The organism is Staphylococcus gallinarum (genome assembly GCF_000875895.1).
GTDB classification, from domain to species: domain Bacteria; phylum Bacillota; class Bacilli; order Staphylococcales; family Staphylococcaceae; genus Staphylococcus; species Staphylococcus gallinarum.
In genome coordinates this window covers 113,063-126,022 of sequence record NZ_JXCF01000001.1, presented here as the reverse complement: position 1 = coordinate 126,022, position 12,960 = coordinate 113,063, and the positions used below count along the sequence as shown (strand labels likewise).

Here is a 12,960-nt window from a genome sequence, read left to right as displayed (position 1 = left end):
GTAATTATCATCTATAATATTTCAAAAATAACTTTATTGCAAATTTTAACTAATTAAATAATATAATTTTAATTTATTATCAATTAATAATAATTAAAAGCTAATAAAGATTATTATTATGTAGAGATAGGTGCTGAGAAAGCTTGAAATGTGGGTGTGTGCCGCTAATTATCAATGGGGAATCATATCTTATTAATTATATAAAAAGCATAAATTCGATTGACAGCCTATTGGGAGTAGTGTATCGTACATTAAAACATAGTAAACTAATCGGAATAAAAGGGTAGATTTATTATGTTGTTATATAGCTGAACTTAATAATTTAGATTTAGGTTTAAAAGGCCGAAGGAGGTATTATGAAAGTAAAATATAACATTGTTTTTCTTAGCTCTATTACGATATGTGCGGCATTTATTTTATATGGAGCAATTTTTACGAAACAATTTGAAACGTTTACCACTGCTTTGACTCAATATATTGCGGTTCAATTTAGTTGGTATTATCTTATTTTGATCGTTATTTTTCTAGCGTTGTGTTTATATTTATTATTTTCAAAATATAGGGATATTAAATTGGGCAAGGCAGATGAACAACCAGAATTTTCGTTAGTATCTTGGTTTTCAATGTTATTTTGTGCAGGTATGGGCATGGGTTTAGTATTTTGGACGACTTCTGAACCAATCAGTGATGCGTTTATTCTTTCTCCAGAACATAAAGAAGGTTCAAAAGGGGCTATAGCATCTGCATTACAATACTCATTTTTTCATTGGGGTATACATGCCTGGGCAGTTTATTGCATCGTGGCGCTCGTATTTGCGTACTTTAGTTTCTATAAAGGTTACCCTGGATTAGTTAGTGCGATGTTAAGACCGTTGTTAGGTGAGGGGCGTATACAACGTTATGTCGGTAACGTGAGTGATATATTGGCAGTCATTGCAACAGTTACAGGTGTGGCAGCAACATTAGGTTTTGGTACTGCACAAATCAATGATGGGCTAAATTTTCTCTTTGATGTACCGTCTAACCTCTTTGTCCAGACCTTTATTATCATTATGGCTACAGTGATTTTCACTATTTCGGCTTGGTCTGGCATTAGTAAAGGTATAAAACATTTGAGCAATATCAATATGATTCTTGCTGTTGTTATCTTGATTGCTGTATTTATCGTTGGACCTACCTTATACATACTTAATATGTTTACCAATACATTGGGAAATTATATGGCGGATTTCTTGAAAATGAGTTTAACTTTACCACTAGATTCACAGGATAAACGATTTTCTTGGATGAAAAATTGGACGTTGTTTTATTGGGCGTGGTGGATTGCCTGGTCGCCATTTGTTGGTATATTTATCGCACGTATTTCAAGAGGGCGTACGATTAAAGAATTTATATTAGGTGTGTTGTTTGTGCCTGCATTGATATGCTTTGTATTTTTTGCAGTATTTGGAGGTGCCTCACTATACTTACAATCCAATCATATTGCTAAAATATCATCATTTAATACTGAAACAGCAACATTTGCAGTGTTAGAACACTTTCCATTTGGATTTACGTTAAGTATTTTAACGATTATTGTGGTAGCAATCTTTTTTATTACTTCAGCAGATTCAGCCACATATGTATTAGGTATGTTGACATCAAGAGGTTCGCTTAATCCAACGGGATTCATAAAGGTGAGTTGGGGTGTCATATTGGCATTTTTTGCAATTATTATGTTCTATACTGGTGGGATGCAATCGATACAAAATCTCATGATTATTACAGCATTGCCATTTTCACTCATTATAATACTTATGATTATTTCATTTTTTAAAGTACTTAGGACAGATCATTCTGCTCAACGCAGTACCACGATTGAAACACACCATTCTGAGCAGAAGCTGGATATTACACAAGAAGTTGAAACTGAATGATTGGGGCTAGGAGAGACGAAGTACGACATCAAAAGACTGAATATTCAAATAATAAAATGTTATTTAAAAATTAAAGTATAAAAGGGGCGGTACATGATGGCTAACAAAAAAATACATTTTAATGCTTTTGTACAAAATTCACCATCGCCATATTCATCTGGTTTATGGAAGCATGAAAAAGATCATGGCACAAAGCACAATCGCTTGGATTTTTGGATTAATTTGGCTCAAACATTAGAGAAAGGTAAATTTGATTCTGTCTTTATTGCAGATGTATTAGGAACGTATAATACTTATAATAATTCATTTGATACGTCAGCGAAATACGCTGTACAATTACCATCTCATGAGCCGACAGTATTGGTATCTGCAATGGCAGCGGCCACTAAGCATATTGGTTTCGTACCCACAATTTCTACCACATATAGTCAACCTTATAGTTTGACGCGTCAGCTATCTACTTTAGATCATCTAACACAGGGGCGGATAGGATGGAATGTTGTGACATCTTATTTGAAAAGTGAAGCGGTGAACTTGGGTTTGCCTGAGCGTTTATCAAAGGATGAACGATACAATCGTGCAGATGAATTTTTAGAGGTAGCATATAAATTGTGGGAAGAGAGTTGGGAAGATGGAGCGGTGGTTCAAGATGCTGCAACAGATACGTATGCTAATCCGCAAAAAGTGCATACAGTAAAGTTTCATGGTCAATACTTTGATATTGATGGCCCTCATCTTGTTGAGCCTTCTGTTCAACGTACACCGGTGTTATTTCAAGCTGGTGCCTCAACAAAGGGGAAGCATTTTGCTGCAAAACATGCAGAAGCTGTATTTTCGAAGCACAACTCATTGGAAGATTTGAAACGATTTGTAGCTGAAATGGAAGAAAAAGCTGAAATATATGGTAGAGAGCGAGGTGATATTAGAGTCTTTCCGATGGTGTTACCAATTGTGGGTAAGACGGAAGCGGAGGCCTATGAAAAGCTTAAGATGTTAGAGTCGTATGTGAGTCATGAAGGTGTCGCTACGTTATTAAGCGGGCATACAGGTATCGATCTCTCACATATTGATCCTGATGATTATGTAGAAGATATTCAAACAGACGCGATTCAAGTTGACTTAGATTATTATGCTAAGGACACCACACGAAAATGGACGTTTAAAGAAGCATTGAAACATCATTGTATTGGTAATGGTGCAGCTATATTTATAGGAACGAAGGAACAAGTGGCTGATCAATTTGAGACATGGGCCATAGAAGGTGGTGCAGCGGGATTTAATATTACTCAAGCATATAATCCTGGTACGTTTGAAGAGTTAATCGATGAAGTTATTCCCATTTTACAGGAGCGGGGACTATATAGAACGGAATATGAAGGGACTACATTGCGTGAAAATTTATATGGCAAAGGACAGCAACATATTAAATATTCACATCCTGCACAAAGAAACAAGAAGATCCCAAATTAAAGTCGAATGATTTCTAAGATTGAATAAAAGCACAAAAGGCGTCTGGGACATAAATACCCAGCATTGAGCCCATCAAAGATCAAAATTCTTTGATGGGCTTGTTATTGATATCAATACTGCGTATTATTATCACTCGCTTACCAAGGGTCTGGGTCGAGTCTCGGTCTCGACACGCATGGTACTCCCTCAAGTGTTGCGCATATAATACACAGCTCTTATATGTTATTACTACAAAAACTAAGACGCTTTATAATGAATTAATTGAGACAGAAATCATCCTTGAGATAAAACAAGAAATGAAAAATGAGTTAAGTAATGAAGATTTAAGTAAAATTACAAATCATTTATCAGTAAAAATTAGTGACTTTATTTTAGTCTGAAAGACTAATCTCCCAAACGGCTTTGTCTATTCAAACACAATGTAAGTTCTGTATCAGATAAAGTGATAAAAGTTAGATTATTAAGCTTTGGTATCAATTACTTTTTTAGGTAAAATCTCTAAATAATTACGGTATGCTTCTAAGTTGATTGTATTGTCGACGAAGATGATTCTACCACCATTTCTAGAACCTTTTTGCTTTATATTTTTAATACGCTGGTAGCCAGTTGATGTGCTAGCAAAGTAACCTGTCGTATATGTTAAATCGTCGGAGACACAAAGTTCTGCAATAACACCTGGAAATTGATTAATACAAGATGCAATTGTGATAGCATCTTGTATTCGATCGTTATAATTATGTTGTGTTTCAAACATAAAACGCGTTACACGGATGCCACGTAGGCCAGTATCATCAAGACGTTGCCCATTATGAACTGATAAGATGATTGCACCACTGTAATTGTTAGCGTCTTCAATATAAGACCATGCCTTTTGCAAAATTTCTGCGTTAATATGAACTTGTGAAGCTAGATTTGTAATAGTGTCATTGTTGTCGTATATAGGTAAACTTTGAATAGTTGTTAAAGGACGTGTTACTTTTTCAATTTTTAAATTAAGGAAATCAATAGCGCCATTTTCGTGATAAAAGCCCTTGTTAAAAAAACGAAGGAGTACATCGGCAATCGCAGGTTCATCACAAATCGTTTCGGCACCACTAATATGTTTACTTTGTTGGCTTGAACGCATCTTAATGCTGTACATGATTTAATCTCCTTTGGTTAGATTATGGCATAGTTGTAATAATAGCTTGATGTCATCTTCATTATGAAAATAAGATAATGAAATCCGTAGCATGGGCCTATCAACGGTTGGATAACGGAAATAACTGACCAATATACCCTCTGTTAGTAACAGTTCATAAATGGTTTCTGCGTCTTTATAACTGTCAAATTCAATGTGCTTTATAGGTGAAAGTGTATGACAATTCTGCGTATTCATTTTATCTTTGGCTAAACGATTGAAATATTTACTCAAGCGAACTAATTTAGTTGCTCTGTATGATTGGGCGCATAAGTAATGTAAGTTACGCTCAATTTGGTATAGGTTAAATATCGGAAGTGCACTTGAATAAATGAGGGGTCTTGCTAAATTTACAAGGAGTTGTTTAACTGTGTTAGAACACAGAATAATGCCACCTTGTGTACCTAGTGCTTTAGATAAACTGGCTGTTAAAATATCAATACCCTCTAATGTATCGTAAAGATTTAAGCCTAGACCGTGTGCATGATCTACCACAATATATGTGTTAGGGTGACGTTTTTTTAGTGTTATGATTTGTTGCAAGTCAGCCATAGTTCCGTGCGTCGAAAAGATGCTATCAGTAACAATGAGCTTTGTAGTGGTCGGATGCAGACTGAGCTGTTGATCTAACGCATTATAGTCCAAATGAGGATAAATGCGCTTGGATAAGCCACTTAATTTAATGCCATCGATAATGCTGGCATGATTTCTAGCATCCGAAAATACTATGACATCCTGGTCTTTGAATATATTGAATATAGCTAAATTTGCCTCATAACCACTATTTGTAATCAAAGCATCTTCAAACGGATAATGTGAACAGAATAATCGTTCAATATTGTGGTAAAGTTGTGAATTACCACTTACTAATCTAGAACTTGCATAGTTAATGCCATAGTACGACAAATAATAATTGAGTTGATTGACGTTGATTGGTAATTGTGCCAATCCTAGATAGTCGTTTGAGGTGAAATTGATATAGGTTTTTGCATTGATTGTGATGTGTTTTTTGGATACGTACTCGACATTGTTTAAGTGTCTAAAGGTTTTGTATTGCTTTAGTGTGTTTAGTTGTGATTCAAAATAAATTCTACTCACCTTCTTTGTAAACAATTGTGTAATGATCATCATTTAATCAAGTATTGTGGTTAATGCTTTGGTAAAGATGCGTACCATTTTTTTAATTTCCTTTTTAGACATAGTGAGAATAGGAACAAAAGTAATGACATGTTCTAAGTTACGAATCATCAGACCACATGCCTTACATTCAGCAATTATGCTTTCTACTTTCTCTATAGATAAAGGTTGTCTTGTTGCTTTGTCAGCTACTAATTCAACGCCATACATTAATCCTCTGCCACGAATGTCTCCCACGTGTGGATGGTTTGCAAGTTTATGCAAGTGATTATGCAATATTTTTGAAGTCTTTTGAACATGCTGTATAACATGATTCTGTTTATACAATTTGAGGCTTTCTAAAGCGACTGCACAAACAAGTTGATTCCCCGTGTATGTATGACCATGGAAGAAGGTATTAACACCGTGTGCATCACTTAAGAACGCATCATATATTCGTTGAGAGGTAAGTGTTGCTGCTAATGGTAAATAACCGCCAGTAATAGCTTTACCTAAACACATAATATCTGGTTCAACTTGTTCATGCTCACAAGCAAACATTGTTCCGGTTCTACCAAAGCCAACTGCGACTTCATCACAAATTAGTAATACATTATATTGTTTACATAACTGTTCTACGGCTTTGAGAAATCCATGAGGATGCACGAAAAGGCCAGTAGCACCTTGAATAAGTGGTTCGATAACAAAACCAACAATTTCATCAGCTTGTTGTTGCAGTATAGCTTCTATTTCTTCGAGAATAGCTTTGGTCATTGTTTCTTCCGTTTCGTAAGTACTTTGATACAATGATGGACTGGTTATTTGAATATTTTCAAAAATTAAATCCTCAAATATTTGGTGGAAAGTATCGATACCACCAACACTAACTGCTCCCAATGTATCGCCATGGTAGCCATTATGTAATGTTAAGAACTTTCGCTTTTTGGCATATTGTATGGCATCTAAATTTTTCCAATATTGGTATGCCATTTTAATTGCGATTTCAACAGCAGCGCTACCCGTATCTGAATAGAACACTTTCTGTAAAGATTGGGGTGTAATGTCAACGAGTTGCTCGGCCAATTCAATTGATGGAATGTTTGAGGAACCTAATAAAGTAGAATGTGCAATTTGTTTTAGTTGTCGTTGTAGGGCACGGTTGAGTTGCTTATTATTGTGTCCATGAACATTTACCCACAGTGAGGCATAACCATCTAAATATTTATTACCATTTGTATCGTATAGATAACTGCCACGACCTTTCTTTATAATAATAGGCTTTGATTCTCTGTAAACGCCCATCTGAGTAAAGGGATGCCATACGTAATTTAAATCTTTAGCTACAAGTTGTTCATTGTTCATCATTAATCGCTCCTTCTAATATTGCTAATAATTGTTTTGAAGATTCCAGATTCTGCTTATGACTTTCACAAGTGAATACAGCTTTAGAAAGTAATTTTTCAAGTGTATGTTTATTGTCTTGTTCAATTGCTGTATTACTAAAATGGTTCATGATTATTACGTTAGTGGGTAGTGAACACTGTTCCAAATAAGATTGATGGACAATTACATCACTAATGGCACCAAGTTTTGAAGGTACTACGCTAACGATGAAATCTGCGGTGTCGCGTATTAAATCACTGGTCATATAACAGTAATCATTATTTTCGTAAATGGGCACAGCGATTCCTCCGGCCCCCTCAATCAAAATATAGTCATACCGCTGTTCTAAATAGGCTAATTTGGTGACTATACTATCTCGACTGAAGCGTTGATTTGGCTCTAGCTTGAAGGCAAGGTGTGGAGATACAGGATCTCTGAATGTATAAAGCGATGTCTCTTCATATTCAAGGCCGCATATATTTTTATAGACCTCTAAATCTGGATAACATCCTAATCCAATTTCTTCAGTCTGAAAGGGTTTGAAAATTATTACTGACTTGCCTGCATTTTGTAATAAATTAAATAGTTGCGTTGTGATATAAGTTTTACCTATATCTGTATTTGTTCCTGTAATAAAAATATTCATGTTGTACCTCTTTTTAATTTGTGTCTTATGGGTATCATAAAACGATTCTGGCCTAATTGTAAACTTAAAAATAAAATTAGTTTACATTTAAAAATGTTGAAACTTGATAAACCGTTCAGTTTACGGTGAATCTAAGTGATGCTTTATTTATTAAATGAGTTGTTCTAAAATAGTGAATAATTCAAAGGAGGGTGTGTATGAGACAATATATAGTAGATGCATTTAGTGATAGTATATTTGGTGGAAACCCTGCTGCCGTATGTATAGTAGAGGAAAGTTTAAGTGACGAACTTATGTTAGCAATTACTAAAGAGAATAATTTATCAGAAACGGCATTTGCAGTTAGAAAGGGCGATAAATATCATTTGAGATGGTTCACACCCGGTGGAGAAATTGATTTATGTGGACATGCTACCTTAGCTACAGCCTATGTATTAATGAATTATTATGATGATTCATTATCTACAATAACGTTTACAACGATGAGTGGTGATTTGATAGTAAATAGAAATGATGAACTATATGAGATGAGCTTTCCTCCGTATGATTTAAAAAGCGTAAATCATTTAGACGAAATTGAAGCGGCAATAGGTGTGAGACCTCGTGAAGTGTTTAAGGGCAGAGACCTGCTATGTGTACTAGATGATGAAAAGTCTGTTATTGACTTAAAACCAGATTTAAAGAAAGTAGCTGAATTAGATGGATTGTTACTACAAGTAACAGCTGAAGGTACTGATTATGATTGTGTATCTAGAAGCTTTGCACCTAAGTTAAATGTGGACGAAGACCCAGTTTGTGGTTCAGGTCATTGTCATATTATTCCTTATTGGTCTGAAAAATTAAATAAAGAAACGATTAACGCTTATCAAGCATCGGCACGTGGTGGGAGTATTTATGCTACATATAAAGATGGGGCATTGACATTAGCAGGCAAAGCGACATTGTTTGCAATCAGTGAATTATATATTGATTAAATGATTCATATCAGAAGTTTAATTGTAATAGAAAAAGCAGCAATTTTCGTTTAGGAAATTGCTGCTTTTTATTATTGAGGTGTAAACAATAACAAAGGTTAGCTAGGGATGTTGACGAAATCTTGACGCTCTAATTTTACCGATTCTCCACGATTGTACATTTTTTCTGCATGTAGTTCTCCCCAATAGCAAAGTGATGATAATATCTTGCCAAGTGTTTCGCCGTATTCAGAAAGTTCATATTCAACCTTTGGTGGTACTTGATCATATACAATACGATTGATAATACCATCGTTTTCTAATTCACGTAGCTGTTGTGTTAACATTTTTTGAGTGATTGAAGGAATGGCACGCTTTAATGCAGACGTACGCATGAGACCATTATTTTGCAAGTGACATAAAATGACAGGTTTCCATTTACCACCGATGACATCGATTGTAGCTTCTACACCGATATTGTAATTTTTACTCATAATTTGACCTCCTTATAGGTACTTAAAAGTACCTATAGCACTTTAAAGTGCGTACTTCCTCTTTTATATTGTGTAGTTTATATTAACACATATAATAAAAAAGAAGGAGTCAAATATATCATGAAAAACAATAAATTTGCTATTTTTGCATTAGCAATGTCAGCCTTTGCGATTGGCATGACAGAGTTTATTAGTGTGGGATTATTACCACTAATTAAAGATTCATTTAACACAAGTATATCTATGGCAGGATTAACAGTTTCATTATATGCGATAGGAGTTACAGTAGGGGCACCAGTACTTACGCCATTAACGAATAAAATGAAACGTAAGCACTTATTACTGGGTATTATGTTGATATTTATTGTAGCCAATGCTTTAGCTGCAGTATCTGTAACATTTAGTATGCTGTTAGCAATGCGTATACTTTCAGCATTAATGCATGGTGTATTTATGTCTATTGCGACTGCAATCGCTAGTGATTTAGTAACACCGGATAAACGTTCAAGTGCAATTGCAATGATGTTTACTGGATTGACAGTTGCTACGATTACAGGAGTACCATTAGGGACTTGGATAGGCCAACAATTTGGTTGGGAAATGTCTTTTGTGGCTATTGCGATTATAGGATTAATTAGCTTCATTGGTAACTGGTTAGTAGTACCAAATGATTTAAATGAATATGATCAAGCGCCAATGGTAGAGCAGTTGAAAGTATTTAAGAATAAATCGTTAATGATGATTTATTTAATTACAGCATTAGGTTATGGTGGTACATTTGTTGTTTATACTTACCTTACAACAATCTTGACGGATGTCATGCACTATAGTGATAATGCGGTAGTCATTCTATTAATTATTTATGGTGTAATGGTAGCTATTGGTAACACATTAGGTGGAAAGTTAACCAACCATCAACCTACAAAGGTATTGGTTGCTATATTTACTATTCAAGCAATGGTATTATTGTTTGTCGGTATTACAGTAACGCATCAATTCATCGGTACAATTGCAGTGTTATTGATGGGATTGTTTGCCTTTATGAATGTACCTGGATTACAACTTATTGTCGTATTATTTGCAGAAAGAAAGCACAAAGCGACGGTTAATTTTGCATCAAGTTTAAATATCGCATCATTTAATATTGGTATTACCTTAGGTTCGGTAATTGGTGGATTTGTATTAAATCATTTCTCATTAACTATGACGCCGTATTTTGGATTTATTATGGTCATACTTGCTAGCTTAATGATGTATGTTACTTATAAGAAAGAAACAGCTACACAATCAACACTTGCCCAAGCTTGTACTGAATAAAGTGTTATATGTTTATTTTTTATAAGAAATGCACATTATAGAAACAGTAATTTTATTTTAAAAAAGTCAATTCACATCAATCAATTTATATTCTTTGAATTAGTGTTTAAAACATCTTAAAATTGTATTCGGACATATAATTTTAAAAATAATTGAGAGAAGTGAATGTTTATGAATTTAAAAGATACACTGTTTGAGAAGTTAGAGAAAAAAGAAAGTGAAATGATAAAGCATAGACGTCATTTACATCAACATCCAGAGTTGTCTTTCCAAGAAGAGCAAACAGCTCAATATATTAAAGATTTTTATAAAGGGAAGGACGTTACAGTAACGCAACCCGTAACAGAAAGTCATGCGGTCATCGTTGAAATCAAGGGGAGTAAACCTGGAAAAACGATTGGTCTACGTGCTGACTTTGATGCATTACCAATCAAAGAAGAAGCAGAAGTTGAATTTAAGTCATTAAATGAAGGTGTGATGCATGCATGTGGTCATGATGCGCACACTGCATATTTACTAGGCTTAGCAGATGCATTACTTGAAATTAAAGATGAGCTTTCTGGAACAATAAAAATTATTCATCAACATGCTGAGGAAAAGCCGCCGGGTGGAGCACAACAAATTGTAGCATCTGGTGCTTTAAAAGATGTTGATGAAATTTACGGTATCCATGTAGCGCCAATTATTGGACCAAATGTAATAGCATACAATAAAGGCAATGCTTTCTCTGGTAGTTCCACATTTACATTAAAAATTAAAGGGCTTGGTGGTCATGCTGCAAGCCCGCATAAAACACATGATGCTTTAGTTGCTGGAACAAACTTTGTAAATACAATTCAAACGATTGTATCAAGAAGAATTGATCCATTAGAAATGGGTGTTATAACTATTGGTGCATTTGAAGCACCAGGTGGAGCGAATATCATTCAAGATACTGTGACGATTAAAGGGACTGCACGTTATCTAAATGATGAATTAGAACAATTTATGTACGAAGAAATTGATAAAGTGGCTCAAAGTGTAGCGGTAGGATTCGATGTCACTTATGACTTAGATTATCAATTTGGTTATCCTGTACTTTACAATCATCCGGAGCATACACAAAGTGTGGCTGATATTTTAGAAAAGAGTAAAGGTGACTATTATGAACATTTAGTTGAAATTCCACCTGTTACCGGTTCAGAAGATTTTGCTTATTATCTGAAGGAAATTCCAGGTACGTTCTATATTGTAGGATGTAAACCTGAAGCAGTGGAAACACCTTATATGAATCATCATCCTAAATTTGAAGTGAATGAAGATGCATTGATTGTAGCTGCAAAATCATTAGGAGAAATAGCGATTCAACGTTTATCAGAAAAGTAATATATAAGACCATAGACAAAGCTATATCATAAAGATAGTAAAACCCTCACAATATCTGTTTAAGACAAGAATAGTGAGGGTTTTTTGAATATTATTATTTAATTGGGTGTCTTTAATAAGTTGGATGATGTACCTGTTGTGAGTATTTCATTAAAGTTTTTAAAGCTTGTTTCTACCATATTTGCAACAGCTTCATCTGTATTTGAGCCAATATGTGGTGTGATTAATACTCTTGGATACATGTTAATTAAGGATTGAATATCGGTGTCAGGTAATGGGCCCCATGCATCAAACTGTTTGAAGAATACATCTTGTTCATGCGGTAACACGTCTGTAGCGAAACCGGCGATGACATTATGCTCTAAAGCGGTAACGATGTCGTGATTATTTTGTAATTCGCCTCGTGCCGTATTAATTAAGATGGCGTCGTTTTTCATTTTAGTTAAAAATGCCCGATCAATCATGCCATCATTTTCACCTGGGATATGTGGTACATGAATACTAACGATATCGCTTTGGCTAAGTAATTCGTCCAAAGAGACATAATCTAAAGTGTCAGTACATAAATCATTAGGATATAAATCATAACCAATTACCTTTGCACCTAATCCTTTGAATAATTGGGCTTCAGTATAACCAATCTTACCTGTACCTATAATACCCACTGTACAGTTTCGTACTTCCTTACTAAACATCTTACTATCTACTCTAAAGTCAAACTGTTGTGTTCTATTTGTTGTAAAAGGAATATTACGTAATAAGTTGAGTGCTAATGTTAAAGAGAGTTCGGCAATAGCATTTGGTGAATAGCTAGGCACATTTGCCACTTTGATGCCAAGCGATGCTGCGGCTTCCAAGTCGATATGTGAAGTGCCGACAGTTCTAGTGAACACATACTCAATACCTTGTGCCTTCATATATTTTAAATTGGTCATTGTTGCATGACAATTTGCGCGTAATAATACGGCATGATGTCCATCAACTAACGTGATATTATCTGCGGTAAGCAATGATTCTACGAGCGTTAATTCGAAATCATAAGTATTAAATTGGTGGAAAATTTCGACCTCATGAGGTCTTACTCCAAAACAAATAATTTTAAACATAAGATAACCTACTT

At 34.8% G+C, this 12,960-nt stretch carries 11 protein-coding genes; 5 read left to right on the top strand and 6 right to left on the bottom strand.

Annotated elements, in window-relative coordinates; translation table 11 throughout:
* Window positions 1–356: 356 nt before the first annotated feature.
* The gene (locus SH09_RS00510; RefSeq protein ID WP_042737657.1) at window positions 357–1,916 is read left to right on the top strand and encodes a BCCT family transporter; all 1,560 of its coding nucleotides are present in this window, start codon (window positions 357–359) and stop codon (window positions 1,914–1,916) included.
* 96 nt (window positions 1,917–2,012) lie between these two features.
* On the top strand, window positions 2,013–3,386 hold the full coding sequence (locus SH09_RS00505; RefSeq protein ID WP_042737656.1) for an LLM class flavin-dependent oxidoreductase: 1,374 nt from the start codon (window positions 2,013–2,015) through the stop codon (window positions 3,384–3,386).
* 460 nt (window positions 3,387–3,846) lie between these two features.
* On the opposite strand, the gene SH09_RS00500 is transcribed toward SH09_RS00505, so the two are convergent.
* From SH09_RS00500 to bioD, 4 genes are read right to left on the bottom strand one after another with little or no spacing between them, the layout of a single operon-like run.
* Window positions 3,847–4,527: a 6-carboxyhexanoate--CoA ligase gene (locus SH09_RS00500; RefSeq protein WP_042737655.1), complete on the bottom strand. Its 681-nt coding sequence runs from the start codon at window positions 4,525–4,527 to the stop codon at window positions 3,847–3,849.
* Between the two features lie 3 nt (window positions 4,528–4,530).
* Window positions 4,531–5,664: an aminotransferase class I/II-fold pyridoxal phosphate-dependent enzyme gene (locus SH09_RS00495; protein ID WP_235307438.1), complete on the bottom strand. Its 1,134-nt coding sequence runs from the start codon at window positions 5,662–5,664 to the stop codon at window positions 4,531–4,533.
* 33 nt (window positions 5,665–5,697) lie between these two features.
* Window positions 5,698–7,047, bottom strand: a complete 1,350-nt coding sequence (gene bioA, locus SH09_RS00490) for an adenosylmethionine--8-amino-7-oxononanoate transaminase (RefSeq protein WP_042737653.1) — start codon at window positions 7,045–7,047, stop codon at window positions 5,698–5,700.
* Window positions 7,034–7,711 carry a dethiobiotin synthase gene (bioD, locus tag SH09_RS00485; RefSeq protein ID WP_042737652.1) on the bottom strand — a complete coding sequence of 226 codons (678 nt, stop codon included), beginning with the start codon at window positions 7,709–7,711 and terminating at the stop codon, window positions 7,034–7,036. The genes bioA and bioD overlap by 14 nt, the downstream gene beginning before the upstream one ends.
* Window positions 7,712–7,908: 197 nt before the next feature.
* On the opposite strand from bioD, the gene SH09_RS00480 reads away from it, so the two are divergent.
* On the top strand, window positions 7,909–8,685 hold the full coding sequence (locus SH09_RS00480) for a PhzF family phenazine biosynthesis protein (RefSeq protein WP_042737651.1): 777 nt from the start codon (window positions 7,909–7,911) through the stop codon (window positions 8,683–8,685).
* 98 nt (window positions 8,686–8,783) lie between these two features.
* Here the strand turns inward: SH09_RS00480 and SH09_RS00475 are convergent, their stop codons facing one another.
* A complete protein-coding gene (locus tag SH09_RS00475) occupies window positions 8,784–9,158 on the bottom strand; it encodes a winged helix-turn-helix transcriptional regulator (protein ID WP_042737650.1) in 375 nt (124 codons plus the stop codon).
* 120 nt (window positions 9,159–9,278) lie between these two features.
* Between SH09_RS00475 and SH09_RS00470 the strand changes: the two genes are divergently transcribed.
* Both SH09_RS00470 and SH09_RS00465 read left to right on the top strand, forming a co-directional pair.
* A complete protein-coding gene (locus SH09_RS00470; protein ID WP_042737649.1) occupies window positions 9,279–10,475 on the top strand; it encodes an MFS transporter in 1,197 nt (398 codons plus the stop codon).
* Between the two features lie 171 nt (window positions 10,476–10,646).
* The gene (locus SH09_RS00465) at window positions 10,647–11,840 is read left to right on the top strand and encodes an amidohydrolase (protein WP_042737648.1); all 1,194 of its coding nucleotides are present in this window, start codon (window positions 10,647–10,649) and stop codon (window positions 11,838–11,840) included.
* Window positions 11,841–11,938: 98 nt separating this feature from the next.
* On the opposite strand, the gene SH09_RS00460 is transcribed toward SH09_RS00465, so the two are convergent.
* Window positions 11,939–12,946 carry an NAD(P)-dependent oxidoreductase gene (locus SH09_RS00460; protein WP_042737647.1) on the bottom strand — a complete coding sequence of 336 codons (1,008 nt, stop codon included), beginning with the start codon at window positions 12,944–12,946 and terminating at the stop codon, window positions 11,939–11,941.
* Window positions 12,947–12,960 lie beyond the last annotated feature (14 nt).